This window comes from Agromyces tropicus (assembly GCF_039531345.1).
Classification (GTDB): Bacteria; Actinomycetota; Actinomycetes; order Actinomycetales; family Microbacteriaceae; genus Agromyces; species Agromyces tropicus.
Genome location: NZ_BAAAPW010000004.1, coordinates 58,281 through 80,335 on the forward strand (window position 1 = coordinate 58,281; position 22,055 = coordinate 80,335).

A 22,055-nucleotide genomic window follows, 5' to 3' on the forward strand; every position below is an offset into this window, starting at 1 on the left:
CATGCGTTCAACGCGCCCCGAGGACGCCACGACCGCGGCCCGCATCCGCGACGCCGCCGTGGCCCGCTTCGGCGCGCACGGCTACGCCGACACCACGCTCCGCGAGATCGCCGCCGACGCCGGCGTCAGCGCCGCGCTCGTCGTGCACCACTTCGGTTCGAAGGAGGCACTGCGGCAGGCGTGCGACGACTGGCTCGTCCGCGAGCTCATGGGCGAGAAGGACCGCCTCGACCAGCCCGCGGTCGCGGCGACCATCAGGGAGTGGCTGGACGACCCCGGCCGGTTCCGCACGTCGATCGACTACCTCGCCGTCATGCTCGCCGACGACACCCCGGGCGGCGCGCGCCTGTTCGACCTGCTGCTCGACGAGACCCGGGCGATGCTGGAGCGCGGCGTCGCCGACGGCAGCATGCGCGACTCCAGCGATCCGGAACTCCGCGCCGTGCTCATCACGTCGTACGGACTCGCGCCGCTCCTCCTCCGCTCCCAGTTCGCGCGCGTGCTCGGCACGCCCATCGACTCGGCCGCCGCCGTGCGGCGGATGACGCTGCCCACGCTCGAGTTCTACACGCACGGCCTCTACGCCGACGCGCGCCTGCTCGACGCCGCGCGCGAGGCGCTCGACGCCGCCTCCGAGACCCATGCGCCCGAGCCCCGTCGCGCCGACCCGGCACCCCGGGTGCGATCCGACAAGGGGCCGGGCAACCCCGTCCAGGACCCGGACCCGCCGGTCGGGGATCCCGCGCGCGACTGACGCGCCGCGGCATCCCACCCATCGACCGACGAGAGGATCCACATGACCACCGACATCGGGGCCGCCGTCAGCGCGCGCGGCCTCACCAAGCGCTACGGTGCGACCACCGCCCTGCACGGGCTCGACCTCGACATCCCGCGCGGCAGCGTGTTCGGCATGATCGGGCCGAACGGGGCGGGCAAGACCACCACGATGCGGCTGCTGCTCGACATCATCCGGCCCACGGCGGGCGAGCTCTCGGTGCTCGGGCGCTCGCCGCGCGACGGCGGGGCGGCGCTGCGCCGGCGCATCGGCTACCTGCCCGGCGAGCTCCACCTCGGCACGCGCGTGAAGGGGCGCGAGTTCCTCGCGCACTACGCCGAGATCTCAGGGCCCGTGCGGAAGGGCGCGGTCGACGACCTCGCCGACCGGCTCGGCGTCGACCTCGGCCGGCCCGTGCGCAGCCTGTCCAAGGGCAACAAGCAGAAGATCGGGCTCATCCAGGCATTCATGCACGAGCCGGAACTGCTCGTGCTCGACGAGCCGACGAGCGGGCTCGACCCGCTCGTCCAGCAGGAGTTCCACGCGATGCTGCACGAGGCGAGGGCGGCCGGCCAGACCGTGTTCCTCAGCTCGCACGTGCTGAGCGAGGTCCAGCAGACCGCGCACGAGATCGCGATCCTCAAGCAGGGTCGCATCGTGGAGCGGTCGACGGTCGCCGCGCTCCGCGAGAACGCGGTCCGGCACGTCAAGGTCGTCGTGGCCGAAGCGGATGCCGCCGCGGCGCGCGCCGTCCTCGACGCGCTCCCCGGCGTGCAGGGCGTCGCCGCCACGACGAACGGCGCCGGGACGGCAGCGCTGTCGGCGACGCTCGACACGCACGTCGATGCGTTCGTGAAGGCGGTCGCGAGGCTCGACCTCGTGGACCTCACGATCGAGGAGCCCGACCTGGAGGAGATGGTGCTCGCCTACTACGGCACCGACGTCTCCGCGGGCGCCGACGCCGAACCCGCCGCGGACGAGCCGGAGGTCGTGCGATGAACCGCCCGCTCCCCCTCTTCCGGCGCTCGATCCTCGACGGCTGGCGCGGCCTGCTCGGCTGGTCGATCGGCCTCGCCGCCGCGCTCATGCTCTACCTGCCGCTGTACCCGTCCTTCGGCGGGGCGGGCGAGATGCAGGCGCTGCTCGACTCCCTCCCGCCCGAGCTGATCCGGGCGCTGGACTACGACCAGATCGCGACGGGCGCCGGCTACGCGCAGGCGACGTTCTACGGCCTGATCGGCTTCGCGCTCGGTACGATCGCAGCCGTCGGGTGGGGCACGGGCGCGATCGCGAACGACGAGGAGAACGGCCAGCTCGAGCTCGTGCTCGCGCACGGGGTCATCCGCGGCCAGCTGCTCGCGGAGCGGGCCGCCGCCGTATTCGTCAAGCTCCTCTGGCTGGTGGTGCTCAGCGCACTCGTCGTGCTGGGGCTGAACGAGCCGTCCGAGCTCGGGATCGAGGTCGGCCCGCTCGTCGCGATCAGCGTGGCGTACTTCGGGCTCATCGCCCTCGCCGCCGGCGCATCGATCGCGGTCGGCGCGATGACCGGGCGTCGATCGTGGGCGCTCGGCGCGGGTACGGGCGTCGCCGTGGCGGCGTACGCCCTGAACGCCGTCGGCAACCAGAGCGAGGACCTGCGGTGGCTGCACGACTGGTCGCCCTACAGCTGGGCCTACGGCGACCAGCCGTTGCTGGACGGCTGGAGCCCGGCGATCTGGCTGAACCTCGCCGTGATCGCCGTGCTGCTCGTGCTCGGCTGGCTCGTGTTCCGCCGCCGCGACCTCGCGGTCTGACCGGACCCGGGCGGAGCCGGTCGTCCTCATGAGACGACCGGCTCCGCCCGTGGCTATCGGCCGACCCTGCCCAGCACCCCCGCGATCGGGGCCAGCACGGTCGGACGCGCGGCGATCCACGCTCCCGCGATGACGACGAGCGACGCGACGAAGATCCAGAATCCCAGCCAGCCGTCGGCGTCCTGCGCCGCGTACATGTGGTTGAGGTTGCGCAGTGCCCCCGTCAGGAGGACGAGCGCGATGTGCACGACGATGAACCCGACGAAGTACAGCATGACCGGGAAGTGCACGGCACGGGCCCATTCCACCGGGTAGACCCGGTTCAGCCTCGTGGCGCCCTTCGGCCACAGGCCCGACATCCGCACCCCGGTGATCGCGGCGAGCGGCGCGGCGATGAAGATCGTCGCGAAGTACGCGAGCACCTGGAGGCTGTTGTAGTTGACCCAGCCGTCCTCGAGCGGCCAGTCGAGCGAGAGGTACTGCAGGGCGGCCGACACCGCGTTGGGGATGATCTCCCAGCTGATCGGCACGACGCGCATCCATTGGCCGGTCGCGAACAGGAGCACGACGAAGACGACGCCGTTCACGAGCCACAGCACGTCGAGCGACTGGTGGAACCACAGGGTGAGGCTGATCCTGCCCTGGCCGCCCCTCGACCAGCGCGGCGTCCAGTACGCGGGAGGGCGCCGCTCGGTGCGCACCTGCAGCCCGGAGCGGATGATCAGCACGATGAGGAAGACGTTGAAGAAGTGCTGCCAGCCGAGCCACGCCGGGAGCCCGACGGGCGCGCCCTCGGGCAGTGGGGTCTCGCCGGGGTAGGTCGCGAGGAAGTCCTGCATGGCCTCCAGCCCGAGGAACCACCTCGTGAGCTGGACGACGATGGTCGCGGCGCCGATGATCGCGAGGACGCCGACGACGGATGCCCCGACCCACTGCCGCAGGGTCAGCGGTCGGTACCGCGCGAGACCCGACTCCGAGGGGGGCCTCGACGACGGCGCCGAGACGGTGGCCGCGGGCTCGGCGGACTCGGTCGACGACGCGGGCGCCGTCGCCGAAGCGGGCCCTCCGGCGGCCGCCGCGGAGGGGGTCGGCACCGCCGGTGGAGCGCCGACCGACTCGACGGGCGCCGCGGAGGCCGCCACCGGCGCGGCGTCCGCGACCGGCGCAGGCCGTTCCGGGATCGCTGCGACCGACGTCGTCGGCCACGGGTCTCCCCCCGCGACCCGAGGCAGCCCACGGCGCAGCGCGATCGTCGCCGCCGAGGCGGGGACATCGGCTCGCGCTGACGGTGACGATGGAACGGCCGGCTCGGCGACGGGCTCGACGGTGGCGGGTGGCGTGGCTGCGAGCGGTGCCACCGGTGGCGGCGTCGGCGACGGTGCCGCGGCTGCGGCCTCCGTCGCAGCACCGGCGGCCGCGTCGGTCTCGGGCCAGGCCCGGCCGCCGCGAACACGTGGAAGCCCGCTTCGGAGCCGGCGACCACCGGCGACGGTCTCGGCGCCGGCGACCACCGGCGACGCTTCCGCGGGCGCCGCGGTCGGGACGTGGGTCGCCGTCGGCGGCGCCGGTGCGTCCCGTGGCGCGGCGATCGTCGCGGTCGAACCGGGCACGTCGACCTCGGCGACCCGGTCGCCGGGCGTGAGGCCGGCAGGCGGCCAGGGCTCGCCGCCGCGCCGGCGAGGCAGTCCCCTGCGCAGGCTCCCTGCAGCGGCCACGGGTCACCGGCTCCGCTCGGCGAGGGCGCTGATCAGCTGCGGGACCACGGTGAAGACGTCGCCGACGACGCCGAAGTCCGCGACATCGAAGATGGGCGCGTCGGGATCCTTGTTGACGGCGACGATGTTCTTGGCCGTCTGCATTCCGGCACGGTGCTGGATCGCGCCCGAGATGCCGAGCGCGATGTACAGCTGCGGCGAGACCGCGACACCCGTCTGGCCGACCTGGTGACTCGCGGGCACGTAGCCGGCGTCGACCGCCGCGCGCGACGCGCCCACGGCCGCGCCGAGCGCGTCGGCGAGCTCCTCGACGAGGGCGAACTGCTCGGCCGAGCCGAGGCCGCGACCGCCCGAGACGACCCGCTTGGCGCCCCGCAGCTCGGGGCGACTGGAGGTCTCGGCCACCGCCTCGACGGACTCGATCGCCGCCGACGCCGCGCCCGAGGCCGTCACCTCGAGCGCCTCGAGCGCGACGGGTCGTGCGTCGGCGCGCGCGTCGACGGCGCCCTGGCGGACGGTGACGACGAGGGGTCCGAACGTCGCCGCGGAGTCGGCGGTGTACGCGGCCCCGTACACGGAGTGGTGGGCGAGGACGCCTTCGTCGTCGCGCGAGACGCCGATCGCGTCGACGGCGATCGGTGCACCCGTGCGGGCGGCGAAGCGACCCGCGATGTCGCGCCCCTCGATCGAGTTCGAGACGAGCACGGCGTGCGGGGCCAGGAGCGCCGCGGCCGCGGCGAGTGCGTCGACCTGCGGGACCGTGAGCTCGGACTGCGTCGCGGTCGTCTCGACGGCGAGCACACGTTCGGCCCCGAGCGCGGCCGCCCGCTCGGCGACCGCCTGCGACGCGCCCGGCGCGGTGACGGCGAGGCCGACGGGAGTGCCGATCCCGGAGGCGGCCGCGAGGAGGCCGGCGGCACTGGACGCGAGCTCGCCGGCCGGCGTCGTCTCGAGCACGACGAGGATCGCGTCGGCGGGATGGTCGGTCATCATCGTCCTCTCAGACCAGTCGGTTCTCGATCAGGAACTCCGCGATCCGGGTGCCGCCGTCGCCCTCGTCCGTGATCTTGGTCCCCGCGGTGCGGGGCGGCTTCTCGGCGACGGCGGTCATGATCGACACGGGCACGGAGAGATCCTCGGGCTCGATGCCCAGGTCGGCGGCGCTGAGCGTCTCGAACGGCTTCTTCTTCGCGGCCATGATGCCCTTGAAGTTCGGGAAGCGGGCGTCCGGGAGCGCCTCGGTGATCGAGACGACCGCCGGAAGCGGCGCGCGCACGCGCATCGTGCCCCCGTCGACGCCGCGCGTCCCCGAGACCGCGTCGTCGGCGATCTCGACGGACGTGAGCGCCGTCGCGTTCGGCACCTCCAGCAGTTCCGCGAGCATCGCCGGCATCACGCCGCCGCTGCCGTCGGTCGAGAGGTTGCCGGTGATGACCAGGTCGAACCCGGTGCGTTGGATGGCGGCCGCCAGGGTGCGCGCGGTGAGCCCGAGGTCCGCCGCGGCCAGGCCCGGGTCGGCGATGTGCACGGCCGATCCGGCGCCCATCGCCAGTCCCTTCCGGATGGTCGTCGCGGCGCTCTCGGGGGCCATCGACATGACCACGACCTCGGTGTCGGCGTGCGCGTCGGCGTGGGCGAGCGCCACCTCGAGCGCCCGCTCGCCGATCTCGTCGAGCACCGCCTCGCTCGCGGCGCGGTCGGCGAGCCCCGTCTCGAGGTCGAGCTTGCGTTCCCCGTACGTGTCGGGGACCTCCTTCACGAGGACGATGATCTTCATCGGGCTCCTGTCCTTCCATCGATGCCGCCCCGGGAACGAGCCCGCCGCACGACCGCCTCGGCCTGGTGCAGGAGCGGTGCGTCGACCATCTGCCCCCGGAAGGCGAAGACGCCGTCGCGCTCGCGCACGGCCGCCTCGGCCAGCAGCGCCTGCGCCCATTCCAGCCGCTCGTCGCTCGGCGCGTACGCCGCCCGCACGACCTCCACCTGAGCCGGGTGCACGCACGCCGTGGCGGCGAATCCGAGTGCGGTCGCGTCCTCGGCCTCCGCGCGGAGGCCGTCCGCGTCGGCGAGGTCGAGGTGGACCGCATCGATCGCCGCCACGCCGTGCGCGCCGGCCGCGAGCAGCACCTGGGACCTGGCGTGTCGCGCGACGTCGCGGTAGCGCCCGTCGGCGTGGCGGCTCGAGTCGCCGCCGAGCGAGGCGACGAGGTCCTCCGCGCCCCACATGAGTGCGGAGACGATCGGGACGGACGCGATGTCGGGCGCGGCGAGCACGCCCCGTGCGGTCTCGCACAGCGCGATCACGTCGAAGTCCTCGAGCGTCACGAGGTCGGCCGTGCCCTCGCACTTGGCGAGCATGAGCGTGCGGTAGCCGGTGCGCCGCACCGCGGCGAGGTCGTCGGCGAGGTGCGGGGTGGACGCCGGGTTGACCCGCACGATGACCCGCGCGGGATCGATCGGGTTCGCCACGAGCGACTCGCGCGCCGCCGACTTCGCGGAGTCGGCCACGGCATCCTCGAGGTCGAGGATCACCGCGTCGGCACGCTCCGCCGCCTTGGCGTACCGGTCGGGCCGATCCGCCGGGCAGAACAGCAGCGCGGGACCGAACGGGAAGGGCGGGTGCGTCATCCGCTCACCTCGCCGTTCCCCGTCGAGCGGTGCTCGCCGGCGTCGCGGGTCCAGACGAGCATGGTGCGCGACGCCGTGGCGACCACGGCACCATCCTGGTTGCGCGCGGTGTGCGCGAGCACCACGATGCCCTCGCCGGGGCGCGACGACGACAACCGCTTCGACTCGACCACGCTCTCACCGTAGAGGGTGTCGCCCACGAACACCGGATTCGGGAACGCGACCGCGCCGAACCCGAGGTTCGCGACGAGCGTGCCCTGCGTGAGCTGCCCCACCGACTGGCCGACGAGCGTCGACAGCGTGAAGAGCGAGTTCACGAGGATGCGGCCGAACGGCTGGCCGGCCGACCACGCGGCGTCGAGGTGCAGCGGCTGCGGGTTCATGGTGAGCGTCGTGAACAGGACGTTGTCGGCCTCCGTCACGGTGCGACCGGGACGGTGCAGGTAGCGCACGCCCTCCTCGAACTCCTCGAACCAGAGCCCGCGCTGGACGACCTCGCGCATCTCGGCATCCGTCATGACGCTCCCTCCTCCCCGGCGGCCGGGCCGCCCTACGCCGCCAGCCCGAGCTCGCGCGCGATGACCATGAGCTGCACCTCGTTCGTGCCCTCGCCGATCTCGAGGATCTTCGAGTCACGGTAGTGCCGGGCCACGGTCGTCTCGTTCATGAAGCCCATGCCGCCGAAGATCTGGGTCGCGTCGCGGGCGTTCAGCATGGCCGCATCGCTGGCGACGAGCTTCGCGATGGCCGCCTCCTTCTTGAACGGCAGCCCTGCGTCGGCGCGCCGCGCCGCGTCGTGCCAGGCGAGGCGGGCGGTGTGCACGCGCGCCTGCATGCCGGCGATGGTGAAGGCGATGTACTGGTGGCTCGCGATCGGCACGCCGAAGACGTTGCGGGTCTTCGCGTAGGCCATGGCCTCGTCGAGGCAGCCCTGCGCCGCGCCCGTCGCCAGTGCGGCGATCGCGATGCGTCCCTCGTCGAGCGCCCGGAGGAAGTTCGCGAAGCCGCGTCCGCGTTCGCCGAGCAGGTTCCCGGCCGGCACCCGGACGTCGTCGAACGTCAGCGGGTGCGTGTCGGAGGCGCGCCATCCGGACTTGTCGTAGCCGGGCCCGACGGTGAACCCGGGCGTGCCGTTCGGGATGACGATCGTGGAGAGCTCCTTCGAGGTGGAGCCGTCGGGGCGCGTCCGCTCCCCCGTCACCGCCGTGACGGTGACGAAGCGCGTGATCGGCGTGCCCGAGTTGGTGATGAACTGCTTGGAGCCGTTGACGACCCACTCGTCGCCGTCGAGCACGGCCGTCGTCCGGGTGGCGCCCGCATCGGAGCCCGCCTCGGGCTCGGTGAGGCCGAAGCCGCCGAGCGCGCGCCCCGCGACGAGGTCGGGCAGGTACTCGGCCTTCTGCTCGTCGGTGCCGTGGCGGAAGATCGGCATGGTGCCGAGGCCGACGCCGGCCTCCAGCGTGATCGCGACCGACTGGTCGACGCGGGCGAGTCCCTCGATCGCGAGGCACAGCGCCATGTAGTCGCCGCCCTGGCCCCCGACCTCCTCGGGGAACGGCAGGCCGAAGAGCCCGAGCTCGCCCATCTGGGCGACGACGTCCATGGACAGCTCGTGGGTGCGGTCGGCCTCGTAGGCCTGCGGGGCGACGACGGTGTCGGCGAACTCGCAGACCATGTCGTACAGCTGCTGTTCCTCGTCGGTCAGGTCGTGCATGGTGCTCCTCATTCCTCGTGGGATGCGTTCGCGACGGCGGCATCGTGGGCGCCGTCCCGGGGTCGGTGGTCGGATGCCGCGGGGTCGGCGCCGTCGGGCGACGCAGCGGACTCGACGCTCGCCACGACCTGGTCGCGCGCGACCTGGTCCCCGACGGCGACGCGCAGGCGGGCGACGCCGGCGACGGCGGCGGTCACGCGGTGCTCCATCTTCATGGCCTCGATCGCGAGCACGGCCTGCCCGGCCGCGACATGGTCGCCGTCGGCGACGAGCAGGGTCGTGACGCTGCCCGGCATGGGCGCGCGGAGGTCCGGGTCGGCGTTCCCGCCGCGCTCGAGCATCGCGAGGCGTGCATCGAGCGCCGTGCGGCGATCGGTGGCGGGGAACGCCGCCGTGCGGCCGTCGAGGTGCACCCAGACGGTGCCGTCGGCGTCGGTCGCGACGTCGGCGTCGGCGAGCGCTCGGGCGACGCGGGCCCCCGAGCCGTCGGGCGCGGGCCGGGCGGCGATCCGCCACCCGCGGTCCCGCTGCCAGGCGTGCGCCGACGCTGCGCCGGCACGGGCGTCGCGCTCCCGCGCCGCCCGGGCGACGTCCGAGAGCGGGTCGCCGGCGCCATCCGCCGCCTCGTCGCCGTCGGCGGGGTCCGCGGCGCCCGCGGGGTCGTCGGCCGCCCCGGTCGACCCGGGCGCGGGGAGCCGGTCGATGAGCCCGGTGTCCAGGTGGCCCGCGCGCACGTCGGGGTGCGCGAGCAGGGACCGGAGGAAGGCGATGTTCGTCTCGACGCCGAGCAGCACGGTGTCGGCGAGCGCCGCATCGAGCCGCTCGAGCGCCTCGCCCCGGTCGGCGCCGTGCGCGATCACCTTGGCGATCATCGGGTCGTAGTCGGCGGTGACCTGCTGGCCCGCGCGGACGCCGGCGTCGACCCGGACGCCCTCCCCGGTCGCCGGTCGCCACGCGAGCACCTCTCCGGTCGCGGGCAGGAACCCGCGCTCGGGGCTCTCGGCGTAGACGCGCGCCTCGATCGCATGACCGGTCATCCGCACGTCGACCTGCGCGATCGCGAGCGGCTCGCCCGCGGCGATCCGCAGCTGCTGCTCGACGAGGTCGACGCCGGTGACGAGCTCCGTGACGGGGTGCTCGACCTGGAGCCGGGTGTTCATCTCGATGAAGAAGAACTCGTCGGGCGCGGCATCCGAGACGAGGAACTCGACCGTGCCGGCGCCGACGTAGTCGACGCTGCGGGCGGCGTCGCAGGCCGCGCGGCCGATCCGCTCGCGGGTCGCCGTGTCGAGCAGCGGCGAGGGTGCCTCCTCGACGACCTTCTGGTGGCGGCGCTGCAGCGAGCACTCGCGCTCGCCCAGGTGGATGACGCCGCCGTGGCGGTCGGCGAGCACCTGCACCTCGATGTGGCGGGGCCGCTCGACGAACCGCTCGATGAGCAGGGTGTCGTCGCCGAACGCGGCCCGCGCCACGCGCCGCGCCGCAGGCAGGGCCGAGGCGAGCTCGTCGGCGTCGCGCGCGACCTGCATGCCCTTGCCGCCGCCCCCGGCCGAGGGCTTCACGAGCAGCGGGAAGCCGACGTCGGGGGCTGCCGCGAGCAGGGACTCGTCGGTCGCGTCGGGGTCGCTCACGCCGGGGACGACGGGCACGCCCGACTCGGACACGTGGCGCTTCGCGCGGATCTTGTCGCCCATGACCTCCAGCGCGAGCGCGTCGGGGCCGACGAACACGAGGCCGGCCTCGGCGCACGCGCGCCCGAACGCGGCGTTCTCCGAGAGGAAGCCGTAGCCGGGGTGGATCGCCTGCGCGCCCGTCTCGAGTGCGGCGCGCACGATGCGCGCCGGGTCGAGGTAGCTCTCGGCCGCAGCGGCGGGTCCGATGCGGACGGCCTCGTCGGCGAGCGCCACGTGCGGTGCGTCGGCGTCCGCGTCGGAGTACACGGCGATCGCACGGATGCCGAGGCGCTTCAGCGTGCGGATGACGCGCACGGCGATCTCGCCGCGGTTGGCCACGAGGACTCGATCGAACATTCCCATCACATCCTGAAGAGGCCGAAGCGGGGCTCGGGCAGCGGCGTGCGGCTGGCGAGCTCGAGGGCGAGGCCGAGCACGGTGCGGGTGTCGCCCGGTGCGATGACGCCGTCGTCCCACAGCCGCGAGGTCGAGTGGTAGGGGCTGCCCTGGTTCTCGTACTGCTCGCGCACGGGGGCCTTGAAGGCCTCCTCGTCCTCCGCCGACCACTCCTGGCCGCGCACGGCCATCTGGTCGCGCTTGACCGTGGAGAGCACGGATGCCGCCTGCTCGCCGCCCATCACCGAGATGCGCGCGTTGGGCCACATCCAGAGGAACCGCGGCGAGTAGGCCCGACCGCACATCGAGTAGTTGCCGGCGCCGAAGGAGCCGCCGATGACGACCGTGAACTTCGGGACGCGGGTCGTGGCGACCGCCGTGACCATCTTGGCTCCGTGCTTGGCGATGCCGCCCGCCTCGGCATCGCGGCCGACCATGAAGCCCGAGATGTTCTGGAGGAACACCAGCGGGATGCCGCGCTGGTCGCACAGCTCGATGAAGTGCGCGCCCTTCATGGCGGACTCGCTGAACAGCACGCCGTTGTTCGCGACGATGCCGACGGGGTGGCCGTCGATCCACGCGAAGCCGGTGACGAGCGTGTCGCCGTACTCCTTCTTGAACTCGTGGAACTCACTGCCGTCGACGAGCCGCGCGATGACCTCGCGCACGTCGTACGGCTGCTGCACGTCGACCGGCACGGCCGCGGTGAGCGTCGCGGGGTCGACCGCGGGCTCGCGCGGCTCGCGCACGGCCCAGGCCCGATCGGGCCGCGGGGGCAGGGTCGTGAGGATGTCGCGCACGAGCTCGAGCGCGTGCTCGTCGTCCTCGGCGAGGTGGTCGGTGACGCCGGAGGTGCGGGCGTGGAGCTCGCCGCCGCCGAGCTCCTCGGGGGTCACGACCTCGCCGATCGCGGCCTTCACGAGCGGCGGGCCACCGAGGAAGATCGTGCCCTGGTCGCGCACGATCACGGTCTCGTCGCTCATCGCGGGGACGTACGCGCCGCCGGCGGTGCAGGAGCCCATGACCGCGGCGATCTGCGGGATGCGCCGTGCGGAGAGGTTCGCCTGGTTGTAGAAGATGCGCCCGAAGTGGTCCCGGTCGGGGAAGACCTCGTCCTGCTTGGGCAGGAACGCGCCGCCGGAGTCGACGAGGTACACGCACGGGAGCCGGTTCTCGAGGGCGACGTCCTGTGCGCGGAGGTGCTTCTTCACCGTCATCGGGTAGTACGTGCCGCCCTTGACCGTGGCGTCGTTGCACACCACCATGACGGGCCGTCCGTGGACGAGCCCGATGCCCGCGATCACGCCCGCTGCCGGCGTGTCGTCGTCGTAGAGGTCGTCGGCCGCCAGCGGCGCGAGCTCGAGGAACGGGCTGCCCTCGTCGAGGAGTCGCTCGACGCGGTCGCGCGGCAGCAGCTTGCCTCGGGCGACGTGGCGGTCGCGCGAGGCCTCGGGGCCGCCCAGGGCGGCGACGCGCAGCTTCTCGCGCAGTTCGTCGGCGAGGGCGGCATGGGCGTCGGCGTTGGCTCGCGCCGATTCGGACGACGCGTCGATCGCGCTCGTGAGGATGTGCATCCGCTCCCGTTCCGCCTCTCCGTCGTGGCGTCAGGCGAGCGCTTCGGTGAACGCTCGCTAACCGGGATTCATGTTAGCGACCATTCACCGAGTTGTGCAAGCGGGCCGCGCTCACGGACTCGGCGCTGGGCCGGAGACGCCGGGGCCCGCCGCGCCGAGCCCGCGGATCAGGTGCTCGAGGCCGTACGCCCAGGCCTCGTCCACCGAGCCGCCGAGGCGGAAGGCCCCGGCGAGCTCCATGGTCGTGAAGCCGTGCATCCACGCGGTGAGGGTGCGGGCGGCCTCGAGCGCCTCGGCCTCGCCGGCGAGCCGGCGCGCCACCTCCAGCAGGGCGAGGCTCGACCGCTCGAGCGCGCTGCCGCGCACGCGAGCGCCGTCGGGCAGCGGCCCGAAGAGCAGCCCGTAGCCGTGCGGGTGCTCGCGGGCGAAGCGGCGGGCGGATGCCGCGAGCGTGCGTGCCGCGTCGGCGGCATCGCCGGAGCGCGCCAGGGCCCGGTCCAGGTGCCCGCCGAGCTCCTCGGCGACGTCCTCCGCCACGACGCGGACGAGGTCGTCGCGGTCGCGGACGTGCTTGTAGAGCGACGGTGCGCGGACGCCGAGCGCCGTCGCGACCGACTGCATCGTGAGGCCGGGCAGTCCGTCGCGTTCGAGCACCTCGCGCCCGGTGGAGCGGAGCGCCTCGGGCGTGACCTTGGCGGGTGCGGGCATGCCGGCCTCCTCGACTCATGGCTATTGACAGTAGCCATCATAGCTACGTATCATAGCCTTCATGGAACTCACGCCCGGAATCCGGCGCGTCGGCAACGAGATCGTCGCGTCCTACCTCCTCATCGACGACCGCGGGGTGACCGTGGTCGACGCCGGCCTGGCCGGCCACCACGCCGACCTGCTCGCCGAGCTCGCCGAGGCGGGCCGGTCGATCGACGACGTGCGGGCCGTCGTCCTGACCCACGGCGACACCGACCACCTCGGGTTCGCCGAGCGCCTGCGCCGCGAGCATGGCATCCCCGTGTACGTCCACGCGGCCGACGCGGAGCGGGGCAAGGGCGGCGCGAAGCCGTCGACATCGCTCGGCCGCGGCATCCGCCCCTGGCCAGTCGTGCGATTCTTCGCCTACGCCGTGGGCAAGGGCGGCGCGAAGACCGAGTACCTCACCGACGCCCGCACGCTCGAGGGCGGCGAACGGCTCGACCTCCCCGGCTCGCCCGAGATCATCCCCATGCCGGGCCACTCCCCCGGCAGCATCGCCGTGCTCTCCCGCGACCTCGACGCCGTCTTCGTCGGCGACGCGCTCACCACCCGCCACGTGCTCACCGGCCGGCGCGGACCGCAGCCCGCGCCGTTCACCGACGACCCCGACGACGCGCTCGAGTCGCTCGACCGGATCGCCGACACGGGCGTCGCGTGGGTGCTGCCGGGCCACGGCACGCCGTGGAACCGCGGCGCCGCCGAGGCCGTCCGCCTGGTGCGCGAGGCGGCGGCCGCGACCGCGCGCTGAGGCCGCCGCGCCGCACGGCGGTTGCCCGCACGGGCGCGTTCGGTTAGTGTTCATTCACCGAATGCCCCGGGAGGTGCCCCCTGAGCGAGACGCTCACCGAGCGAGGCCGCGCCAAGGCCGACCGCCGCGCCGCGCTGCTCGACGCGGCGGCGCGGCTCTTCGCCGAGCACGGGTACGCAGGCGTCACGCTCGAGGAGCTCGGGCAGGCCGCCGGCGTCTCCGGCCCCGCCGTCTACCGGCACTTCCCCGGCAAGGCCGCCGTGCTCGCGGCGATCCTCGCCGACGCGAGCCGCGGCCTGCTCGAGGGCGGCCGGCGGACGGTCGAGGAGGCCGCCGACCCCGCAGCCGCGCTTCGCGCCCTCATCCGCTTCCACGTCGACTTCGCACTGGCGAACGCCGACGTCATCCGCGTGCAGGACCGGGACCTCGACAGCCTGGACGACGCCGACGCGCACGAGGTGCGTCGCCTGCAGCGCGCCTACGTCGAACTCTGGGTGGGCGTCCTCGCCCGCCTACGGCCCGACCGGGCCGAATCCGAGTTGCGAATCCGGGCCCACGCCGCCTTCGGACTGATCAACTCGACCCCCCACAGCGCCCGCATCCATGGGCGCCGACCCGCGGACAAGGTCGTCCGCAGCATCCTGGAGGACATGGCATGGTCGAGCCTCACGTCGTGACCCTGCGCGAGACCCGCGCGGGCGACCTCGATGAGCTGTTCCGCATCCGGCAGGACGAGGAGGCCGTCACGATGGCGGCCTTCACGCCCGAGGACATCGCCGATCGCGCGGCGTTCGACGCCCGATGGGAGCGGCTGCACGCGAACCCCGGGGCACGCCTCGCCACCATCCGCGCGGACGGCGTGGTCGTGGGCGACGCGGGGAGCTGGAGCGATCCCGACGACGGACGCATGATCACCTACTGGGTCGACCGCGCCCATTGGCGGCGCGGGATCGCGACCCGTGCGATGCGCCTGTTCCTCGACACGGAACCCCGACCCGTGCGCGCGCACGCCGCCGCCGACAACGCGGCCTCGATCGCCGTGCTCGGCAAGCTCGGCTTCGTCGAGGTCGGCCGCGACCGGGGGTACGCCAACGCGCGCGGCGCCGAGATCGACGAGGTCGTGCTCGAACTGCGCTGATCCCGGCGCGATCGACGGGGCGGCGCACCGCCCCGTCGATGCGTCAGCGGTTGCGGTACAGCTCAATCAGCGGCGCCGGGATGCGGCCGCGGTCGGAGACCTGGTGGCCGTTCGAGCGCAGCCACTCGCGGGCGTCCTTCGTGTCCCCCGCCGCGCTGCTGCGCCGTCGGCCGCCGCCGCCGCGGGACGCCGTCTTGCGCGCCGCGCCGATGTACGGCGCGAGCGCCGCCTCGAGCTTGTCGATGTTCTCGCCGGAGAGGTCGATCGAGTACTGGTCGCCGTCGAGGGCGAACGAGACGGTCCGGTCGGCATCGCTGCCGTCGAGGTCGTCGATCAACGTCTCGACCACGCGCTTCGCCATCTTGCACTTCCATTCCTGCGGTGGGTTCCGCGTCGTTCTCTGGGACGGGCTATTCCGAGCATAAGGACGATGCGAATGGAATTGCCTGCATTCCCGCCGAATGTGGAGAATTCGCCATTGGCTTGACAAATGATCGAATTCGACCATCCCGCGCGGGAACGCGGCCGGGGCGTCGTCGAGGTCGACGCCCCGCGTCATCCGACCGTGGTTCAGTGCGCCGCGGCGCCCTGCTCGCCCGCGATCTCGGCGATCCGGAGCGCGAGCGCGACGTCCCGTGAGGTCACCCCGCCGACGTCGTGCGATTGCAGGTCGAATTCGACGCGACCCCATCCGAGCGAGACGTCCGGATGGTGATTCATGCCATCCGCCTCGACCGCGACGGTATCGAGCAGGCGCACCGCGCTCGCGAAATCCGCGGTGCGGAATTCAGCGGTCAGCCGCTCGCCGTCGTGTCGGAATCCGGTGCCGTCGAGGTCGCTTGCGACGTCTTCTCGGGAGAGCAGCGTGCGTCGGTCCATCCGACCATGCTGCTCGCCCGGCGGCGCGGCCGCCACCCCGCATGCGAACGGGAGGAACTTCCCCGCCGGCTGCGGCGCGTCGCATCGCGACACGCCGCGCGGCGCGCCGAAGTTCCTCCCGTTCGGAGAGCGGGCACGCTCAGGACATCGTCAACGCCAGCCCCGGGTCGCGCAGGATGCGCCCCACGTCGGCAAGGAAGCGCGACCCCTGCGCTCCGTCGACCAGGCGGTGGTCGAACGAGAGCGAGAGCGTCATCACGTCGCGGAGCGCGATCTCGCCGTGGTGCTCCCACGGCGTGCGCCGCACGGCGCCCATGGCGAGGATCGCCGCCTCTCCCGGGTTGAGGATCGGCGTGCCGGCGTCGATCCCGAACACGCCGATGTTGGTGATCGAGATCGTGCCGCCCGAGAGGTCCGCAGGCGCGGTCCGTCCGGCGCGTGCGGTCTCCGCGAGCCGCGCGATCGCGTCGGCGAGCTCGATGAGCGTCATCCGATCGGCGCCCTTGACGTTCGGGACCACGAGCCCGCGCTCGGTCGCAGCCGCGATGCCGAGGTTCACGCCGCCGAATCGGACGATCTCCTGCGCGTCCTCGTCCCAGCGCGAGTTGACCTCGGGCGTGCGGGCGGCCGCGATGCAGAGCGCCTTGGCGACGACGGCCAGCGGGGTCACCTTGTGACCCGCGTACGCCCGGTCGGCGCGGATGCCCGCGAGCAGCTCCATCGTCGCGGTGACGTCGATCGTGAGGAACTCGGTCACGTGCGGCGCCGTGAAGGCGCTGCGGACCATCGCGGCCGCCGTGTGCTTGCGCACGCCCTTGATCGGGATGCGCGTCTCGGCGGGCGCGGCGCCGCTCGGTGCGGCCTGCCGGCTCGGCGCCGCCTCGGCGGACGCGGCGGGCACGGCGGATGCCGCGGCCTCGACGTCGGAGCGCGTGATGAGCCCGCGCTCGCCCGTGCCCTCGACCTGCTCGAGGTCGACGCCGAGGTCGCGCGCGAGCTTGCGCACCGGCGGGGTCGACCGGGGGCGTTCGCCGCGGCCGGTGCCGTCGCCGTTCCCGCGCGGGTGGGTCGCGGTGTCGGGCTCGATGCGGTCGTGCTCGGGCGGCGCCGGGACGAGGTCCTCGCGCAGGGCCGCTCCGCCCAGTCGCCGCGCACGACGCTTCGGGCCGCGCTCCGCGCCGGCGCCGTAGCCGACGAGCGTGGGCTCACGGGTCTCGGCGACCGACGTCTCGGCGGGCGCAGGGGCGGCGGCAGGTTCCGCGGCCGGTGCGGACGCGGTCGCCGCGGCATCCGTCGCCGACGCACTCGCTGCGGACGGCGCTCCGCCGCCGGTGTCGCACGAGAACAGCTTCTCGCCGACGTTGACGGTCTCGCCCTCGGCCGCGTGCAGCGCGGTGACGGTGCCCTCGAACGGCGACGGCAGCTCGACGACGGCCTTCGCCGTCTCGACGTCGGCGATGATCTGGTTCAGCTCGACGTGGTCGCCGACCTTCACGCGCCAGGCGACGATCTCGGACTCGGTGAGTCCCTCGCCGAGGTCGGGCAATGCGAAGTCGCGGATCGTGCTCACGCGTCCACCTCCGAGATGTCCGAGAGCGAGTTGGGCCGGCCCATCGCGCGGTCGACGCCGTCCAGGATGCGGTCGAGGTCGGGCAGGTGGTACTGCTCGAGCTTGGCGGGCGGGTAGGGGATGTCGTGTCCGGTCACGCGGACCGGGGCGACCTCGAGGTACTCGAAGCACCGCTCCGTGATCGACGCGGCGATCTCGGCGCCGACACCGCCCTGCTCGCCGGCCTCGTGGGCGACGACGAGCCGGCCGGTGCGACGGACGCTGGCCTCGATGGTGGCGTAGTCGACGGGGGCGAGCGAGCGCAGGTCGATGACCTCGATCGACACGCCCTCCTCCGCGGCGGCGGTGGCGGCGTCCTTCGCGACCTGCACGAGCGCTCCGTAGGTGACGAGCGTCACGTCGTCGCCCGTGGCGACCGTCGTCGCGACGCCCATGGGCCGTGCGTCGGCGAGGTTCGCGTCGAGGTCGACCTCGCCCTTGACGTGGTAGCGGCGCTTGGGCTCGAGGAAGATCACGGGGTCGTCGCTCGCGATCGCCTGCTGGATCATCACGTACGCGTCGGCGGGGTTCGAGCACGCCACGACGCGGAGGCCGGCGGTGTGCGTGAAGTACGCCTCGGGCGACTCGGAGTGGTGCTCGGCCGCGCCGATGCCGCCGCCGAAGGGGATCCGGACGACGATCGGCATCCGGACCGTGCCACGGGAGCGGTAGTGCAGCTTCGCGACCTGGGCCACGATCTGGTCGAAGGACGGGTACACGAAGCCGTCGAACTGGATCTCGACGACGGGTCGGAACCCGCGGTACGCCAGGCCCACCGCGGTGCCCACGATGCCGGCCTCGGAGAGCGGCGTGTCGACCACGCGGTGCTCGCCGAACTCGGCCTTCAGGCCGTCCGTGATGCGGAACACGCCGCCGAGCGTGCCGATGTCCTCGCCCATGAGCACGACCTTGTCGTCCTCCGCGAGGGCGCGGCGGAGCCCCTCGTTGATCGCCTTGCCGAAGGTGATGGTCGTCATCGCTCGCCCTCCTCGTCGAACATGGCCAGGTACCGGGCGTAGCGCTCGCGCTGCCGTTCGAGGTGGCTGTTCGGCTCGGCGTAGACGTGGTCGAACACGCTCATCGGCTCCGGGTCGGGGATCGCGGTGAGTCCCGCGCGGAGCTCGGCGGCGGCGCGGTCGGCCGCGGCCTTGGCGTCGGCGTCGACGGCGTCCATGTCGGCGCCGGATGCCGCGATCAGGGCGTGCAGGCGGGTGATCGGGTCGCGCTCGCGCCAGGCGGCGAGGTCGTCGTCGGTGCGGTAGCGCTTCGGGTCGTCGGCCGTGGTGTGCGGGCCCATCCGGTAGGTCACGGCCTCGATGAAGGCCGGGCCCTCGCCGCGGCGGGCGCGGTCGAGCGCCCAGCGGGTGACCGCGAGCACGGCGAGCACGTCGTTGCCGTCGACGCGGATGCCGGGCATGCCGAAGCCGTCGGCGCGGCGCGCGAGCGGCTGCTTGGACTGCAGCCCGACCGGCTCGGAGATCGCCCAGCCGTTGTTCTGGCAGAAGAAGACCACCGGCGCGTCGAAGCTCGACGCGAACACGAGCGCCTCGTTGACGTCGCCCTCGCTCGTGGCGCCGTCGCCGAAGTACGAGATCGACGCCGCGGTGGTCTCCTCCCACCTGGCGCCCATCGCCCAGCCGACGGCGTGCAGCGACTGCGCGCCGATGATGATCTGCGGGATCGCCATGCGCTTCTCGAAGGGGTCCCATCCGGATGCCGCGGAGCCGCGCCACACGCTGAGCAGTTCGTCGGGACGCACCCCGCGCAGCCACGCGACGGCGTGCTCGCGGTAGCTGGAGAAGACGAAGTCGTCGTCGTGCAGGGCACGCGCCGAGCCGATCTGGGCGGCCTCCTGGCCGGCGAGCGGCGGCCACAGGCCGAGTTCGCCCTGGCGCTGCAGCGCGGTGGCCTCGGCGTCGAGCCGGCGGACCACCACCATGTCGCGGTGCAGGTCGACGAGCGCGTCGAGGTCGACGTCGGCGATCCACGGGTCGAACTCGGGGTTCGCGTGGCGACCGCCGGTGGCGTCGAGGAGTCGGACGAGGTCGTCGGGGCGGGTGAGCAGCCCGGTCGCCTCTCGGTCGGAAGGGGTCATCGTCGAACCTCCGTGTCGGCAGGTCGCTTCGTGGGCAGCCTGCACCGGCGCCGATGCCGGATACTCGCAGGGTACGACGATATGGCATTCGGCTCAAGCAACGCGCCCGGCGTTGAGCATGTTGCTCGATACCACGGGTCGATCCGGTGCTATCGTGTGGCGGTATGACCGGCTACGACCCCGTGGATCGCGCCCTGCTCATCGCCCTCGCGACCGACCCGAGGGCGACCGTCGTCGCCCTCGCGGAACGGCTCGGCATGAGCCGCAACACGGTCCAGGCGCGGATGGCGCGACTCGAGGCCGCCGGCGCGTTCCTGTCGTTCGAGCGGAGCATCGACCCCACCCCGCTCGGGTACCCGCTCGAGGCGTTCGTGGCGGTCCACGCCCGGCAGAAGGTCCTCGCCGACGTCGTCGAGGCCCTCACCGGGATCCCCGAGGTGATCCAGGCGCACGGCCTCTCCGGGCAGGTCGACCTCCTCGTCCGCGTGGTCTGCCGCGACGCGCACGACCTCTTCCGCATCGACGAGTCGATCCTCGCCATCGAGGGTGTCGAGCGCACCGAGACCTCCCTCGCGATGGGCGAGCTCATCCCCTACCGCCTGGGACCGCTGCTCGAGCGGTGAACCGCCGGCGAAGGACCTGCTGCAAAGAACCTTCTGCAAAGAAACACTTGCAAAGACCTCTTTGCAGAGATACCTTTGCACCATGGACGCGCAGACGAACGACGAGCAGGCGAACGACCACGCGGAGGGGAACGACCTCGAGTCGTGGCCGAGCAGCACCCGGCACCCCGGCATCGATCACGTGCTGTCCACCGAGAGCCTGAAGAGCCTCGCGCATCCGCTCCGCGTGCGGATCTACGACGAACTGTCCACGTACGGCCCGCTGACCGCGAGCGGGCTGGCCGAGCGGCTCGGCGAGTCGAGCGGCGCGACCAGTTACCACCTGCGGCAGCTGGCCAGGGCCGGCCTCGTGCAGGAGGTCGAGGGCCGCGGGAAGGGTCGCGAACGCTGGTGGGAGCGACGGCCCGGCTCGATCGCCATCCCCGACGCCCGCAGCCTCCCGCAGGGCAGCGCGGAACGCCTCGCCGTCAAGCTCGTCGAGGACGAGTGGTACCGCTCGCGGGAGCAGAACCTCAGGGAGTTCCTGAGCTCCGGCGAGGAGGTGTTCGGCAGCGACTGGCTCGACATCGCGACCTCCGACACCATCAACCTCAAGCTGACGCCCGACCAGCTCCACGGCCTCGTGACCGACATCGACCTGGTCCTCAAGAAGTACATCGACGCGTACAAGCGCACGCCGTCCCCCGGATCGCGCCCCGTGCAGATCCACGTCAACGCCTTCCCGCTCGTTCGCGGCGAAGCCTCCGAGACCGACGGAACGGAACGATCATGAACACCCTCATCCTCTCCCCCGCATCCGGCCGGCTCTCCGAGCTCGCCGTGCGGGCCGGACTCGCCCTCGCCAGGTGGGGGCGGCGGCGCGCGGCGCGCGCCGGGGATCGCGACCGGATGCTGCGCACCCTCGCAGCACGGTCCGCCGCCCGCGAGGCGCTCGACGAGCGCGACCGCGTCATGGGCGCCGCGCTGCTCACGCTGAGCCGGCCCGGCGAGCCCTGACCCGGTCCTGGACACAATCACGCGCGCCGCTCGGTTTTGGTTCCGGGCGGCGCGCGTGTCAGGGTGTACTGCCCGAACCACCCCGCGAAGGAGCACCATGGCCCGCCGACGACCCCTGCAGCTCGACGGACGACTCGCCGTCGTCACCGGCGCCGGAAGCGGGATGGGGCGCGCCTCGGCCGAGCTCCTCGCGGAGCGCGGGTGCGCGCTGGCCCTCGTGGACCGCGACGCGGCCGCCATCGAGGCGCTGGCCGAGACGCTGCGGGACGCCGGTGCGACCGTCAGCACCCACGCCGCCGACCTGGCCGACCTCGACGCGATCGCGGCGCTGCCCGACGCCGTCGCGTCCGCGCACGGGGTGCCCGCCGGCATCCTGCTCAACTGCGCCGGCGTGTCGATGCTCGGCAGCTTCGCGCAGGCGACCCTCGACGAGTTCCGCTGGGTGGTCGACATCAACCTGTGGGGCACGGTCGCGACGACGAAGGCGTTCCTGCCGCAGCTGATCGAGTCGGGCGAGGCCCACGTCGCCAACGTCTCGAGCCTCTACGGGCTCGCCGCCCCGGCCGGTCGCGTGCCCTACGTCACCTCGAAGTTCGCCGTGCGGGGCTTCACCGACGCGCTCCGGCACGAGCTCGAGACGACCGGCGTCAGCGTCTCCGCGATCTACCCGGGCGGCGTGCAGACGGGCATCATCCACCACGCGCGCGTCGCCGCCGCCGTGACGCCCGGCGCGGCCGCGCGCGCCGCCGACGCCCAGGCGGCCCTGTACCGGACGACGCCCGCCCAGGCGGCGGAGCGCATCGTCGACGGCATCGTCCGCCGCCGTCCGCGCGTGTTCATCGGCCGCGACTCGCGCCTGAGCGACCTCGTCACCCGGGTCGCGCCGGTGGGCTACTGGAACGTCATGCGCGGCATCGTGGCCGCTGCGGCCGACACCCGGGGCTAGCGG

Annotated in this window: 24 protein-coding genes; 10 read left to right on the forward strand and 14 right to left on the reverse strand. The window is 73.3% G+C overall.

Features of this window, described 5'->3' with window-relative positions:
* Window position 1: 1 nt before the first annotated feature.
* From ABD230_RS12710 to ABD230_RS12720, 3 genes are read left to right on the forward strand one after another with little or no spacing between them, the layout of a single operon-like run.
* A complete protein-coding gene (locus tag ABD230_RS12710; RefSeq protein ID WP_344374644.1) occupies window positions 2-754 on the forward strand; it encodes a TetR/AcrR family transcriptional regulator in 753 nt (250 codons plus the stop codon).
* A 42-nt stretch (window positions 755-796) separates the two neighbouring features.
* Window positions 797-1,774: an ABC transporter ATP-binding protein gene (locus ABD230_RS12715; RefSeq protein WP_344374646.1), complete on the forward strand. Its 978-nt coding sequence runs from the start codon at window positions 797-799 to the stop codon at window positions 1,772-1,774.
* Entirely contained in the window at window positions 1,771-2,568 is a 798-nt protein-coding gene (locus ABD230_RS12720) for an ABC transporter permease subunit (protein WP_344374648.1), read from the forward strand. The genes ABD230_RS12715 and ABD230_RS12720 overlap by 4 nt, the downstream gene beginning before the upstream one ends.
* A 53-nt stretch (window positions 2,569-2,621) precedes the next feature.
* Here the strand turns inward: ABD230_RS12720 and ABD230_RS12725 are convergent, their stop codons facing one another.
* From ABD230_RS12725 to ABD230_RS12765, 9 genes are all read right to left on the reverse strand, one after another.
* Window positions 2,622-3,710 carry a cytochrome b/b6 domain-containing protein gene (locus tag ABD230_RS12725; RefSeq protein WP_344374651.1) on the reverse strand — a complete coding sequence of 363 codons (1,089 nt, stop codon included), beginning with the start codon at window positions 3,708-3,710 and terminating at the stop codon, window positions 2,622-2,624.
* A 576-nt stretch (window positions 3,711-4,286) separates the two neighbouring features.
* Entirely contained in the window at window positions 4,287-5,273 is a 987-nt protein-coding gene (locus ABD230_RS12730) for an electron transfer flavoprotein subunit alpha/FixB family protein (protein ID WP_344374655.1), read from the reverse strand.
* Between the two features lie 10 nt (window positions 5,274-5,283).
* A complete protein-coding gene (locus ABD230_RS12735) occupies window positions 5,284-6,060 on the reverse strand; it encodes an electron transfer flavoprotein subunit beta/FixA family protein (protein WP_344374659.1) in 777 nt (258 codons plus the stop codon).
* Window positions 6,057-6,911, reverse strand: coding sequence for an HpcH/HpaI aldolase/citrate lyase family protein (locus ABD230_RS12740; RefSeq protein WP_344374662.1), 855 nt, complete (start codon window positions 6,909-6,911; stop codon window positions 6,057-6,059). The genes ABD230_RS12735 and ABD230_RS12740 overlap by 4 nt, the downstream gene beginning before the upstream one ends.
* The gene (locus tag ABD230_RS12745) at window positions 6,908-7,429 is read right to left on the reverse strand and encodes a MaoC family dehydratase (protein WP_344374665.1); all 522 of its coding nucleotides are present in this window, start codon (window positions 7,427-7,429) and stop codon (window positions 6,908-6,910) included. The genes ABD230_RS12740 and ABD230_RS12745 overlap by 4 nt, the downstream gene beginning before the upstream one ends.
* A gap of 32 nt (window positions 7,430-7,461) precedes the next feature.
* Complete coding sequence (locus ABD230_RS12750) at window positions 7,462-8,625, reverse strand: acyl-CoA dehydrogenase family protein (RefSeq protein WP_344374668.1); 1,164 nt, start codon at window positions 8,623-8,625, stop codon at window positions 7,462-7,464.
* Window positions 8,626-8,633: 8 nt separating this feature from the next.
* Complete coding sequence (locus tag ABD230_RS12755; protein WP_344374673.1) at window positions 8,634-10,655, reverse strand: acetyl/propionyl/methylcrotonyl-CoA carboxylase subunit alpha; 2,022 nt, start codon at window positions 10,653-10,655, stop codon at window positions 8,634-8,636.
* A gap of 5 nt (window positions 10,656-10,660) precedes the next feature.
* On the reverse strand, window positions 10,661-12,268 hold the full coding sequence (locus ABD230_RS12760) for a carboxyl transferase domain-containing protein (protein ID WP_344374678.1): 1,608 nt from the start codon (window positions 12,266-12,268) through the stop codon (window positions 10,661-10,663).
* A 111-nt stretch (window positions 12,269-12,379) separates the two neighbouring features.
* Window positions 12,380-12,976: a TetR/AcrR family transcriptional regulator gene (locus tag ABD230_RS12765; RefSeq protein ID WP_344374681.1), complete on the reverse strand. Its 597-nt coding sequence runs from the start codon at window positions 12,974-12,976 to the stop codon at window positions 12,380-12,382.
* A gap of 61 nt (window positions 12,977-13,037) precedes the next feature.
* Between ABD230_RS12765 and ABD230_RS12770 the strand changes: the two genes are divergently transcribed.
* The 3 genes from ABD230_RS12770 to ABD230_RS12780 all read left to right on the forward strand — a co-directional run bounded on the left by ABD230_RS12770 (window position 13,038) and on the right by ABD230_RS12780 (window position 14,904).
* Complete coding sequence (locus ABD230_RS12770) at window positions 13,038-13,766, forward strand: MBL fold metallo-hydrolase (protein ID WP_344374683.1); 729 nt, start codon at window positions 13,038-13,040, stop codon at window positions 13,764-13,766.
* Between the two features lie 80 nt (window positions 13,767-13,846).
* A complete protein-coding gene (locus ABD230_RS12775) occupies window positions 13,847-14,443 on the forward strand; it encodes an SACE_7040 family transcriptional regulator (RefSeq protein WP_344375700.1) in 597 nt (198 codons plus the stop codon).
* Complete coding sequence (locus ABD230_RS12780) at window positions 14,422-14,904, forward strand: GNAT family N-acetyltransferase (RefSeq protein WP_344374686.1); 483 nt, start codon at window positions 14,422-14,424, stop codon at window positions 14,902-14,904. Before ABD230_RS12775 ends, ABD230_RS12780 begins: the two co-directional genes overlap by 22 nt.
* Before the next feature lie 43 nt (window positions 14,905-14,947).
* Here the strand turns inward: ABD230_RS12780 and ABD230_RS12785 are convergent, their stop codons facing one another.
* From ABD230_RS12785 to pdhA, 5 genes are all read right to left on the reverse strand, one after another.
* Window positions 14,948-15,265, reverse strand: coding sequence for a histone-like nucleoid-structuring protein Lsr2 (locus ABD230_RS12785; RefSeq protein WP_344374689.1), 318 nt, complete (start codon window positions 15,263-15,265; stop codon window positions 14,948-14,950).
* Between the two features lie 209 nt (window positions 15,266-15,474).
* Complete coding sequence (locus ABD230_RS12790) at window positions 15,475-15,819, reverse strand: 4a-hydroxytetrahydrobiopterin dehydratase (RefSeq protein ID WP_344374692.1); 345 nt, start codon at window positions 15,817-15,819, stop codon at window positions 15,475-15,477.
* 103 nt (window positions 15,820-15,922) lie between these two features.
* A complete protein-coding gene (locus ABD230_RS12795) occupies window positions 15,923-17,353 on the reverse strand; it encodes a dihydrolipoamide acetyltransferase family protein (protein WP_344374694.1) in 1,431 nt (476 codons plus the stop codon).
* Window positions 17,350-18,369 carry an alpha-ketoacid dehydrogenase subunit beta gene (locus ABD230_RS12800; protein ID WP_344374697.1) on the reverse strand — a complete coding sequence of 340 codons (1,020 nt, stop codon included), beginning with the start codon at window positions 18,367-18,369 and terminating at the stop codon, window positions 17,350-17,352. The genes ABD230_RS12795 and ABD230_RS12800 overlap by 4 nt, the downstream gene beginning before the upstream one ends.
* Window positions 18,366-19,487 carry a pyruvate dehydrogenase (acetyl-transferring) E1 component subunit alpha gene (pdhA, locus tag ABD230_RS12805; RefSeq protein ID WP_344374699.1) on the reverse strand — a complete coding sequence of 374 codons (1,122 nt, stop codon included), beginning with the start codon at window positions 19,485-19,487 and terminating at the stop codon, window positions 18,366-18,368. Before pdhA ends, ABD230_RS12800 begins: the two co-directional genes overlap by 4 nt.
* A gap of 164 nt (window positions 19,488-19,651) precedes the next feature.
* Between pdhA and ABD230_RS12810 the strand changes: the two genes are divergently transcribed.
* The 4 genes from ABD230_RS12810 (at window position 19,652) to ABD230_RS12825 (ending at window position 22,052) form a co-directional block, all read left to right on the forward strand.
* Complete coding sequence (locus ABD230_RS12810; protein ID WP_344374702.1) at window positions 19,652-20,110, forward strand: Lrp/AsnC family transcriptional regulator; 459 nt, start codon at window positions 19,652-19,654, stop codon at window positions 20,108-20,110.
* An 82-nt stretch (window positions 20,111-20,192) separates the two neighbouring features.
* Complete coding sequence (locus tag ABD230_RS12815) at window positions 20,193-20,882, forward strand: ArsR/SmtB family transcription factor (protein WP_344374705.1); 690 nt, start codon at window positions 20,193-20,195, stop codon at window positions 20,880-20,882.
* Window positions 20,879-21,106: a hypothetical protein gene (locus ABD230_RS12820; RefSeq protein WP_344374708.1), complete on the forward strand. Its 228-nt coding sequence runs from the start codon at window positions 20,879-20,881 to the stop codon at window positions 21,104-21,106. Before ABD230_RS12815 ends, ABD230_RS12820 begins: the two co-directional genes overlap by 4 nt.
* Before the next feature lie 97 nt (window positions 21,107-21,203).
* Window positions 21,204-22,052 carry an SDR family NAD(P)-dependent oxidoreductase gene (locus ABD230_RS12825; RefSeq protein WP_344374711.1) on the forward strand — a complete coding sequence of 283 codons (849 nt, stop codon included), beginning with the start codon at window positions 21,204-21,206 and terminating at the stop codon, window positions 22,050-22,052.
* Window positions 22,053-22,055: the final 3 nt, after the last annotated feature.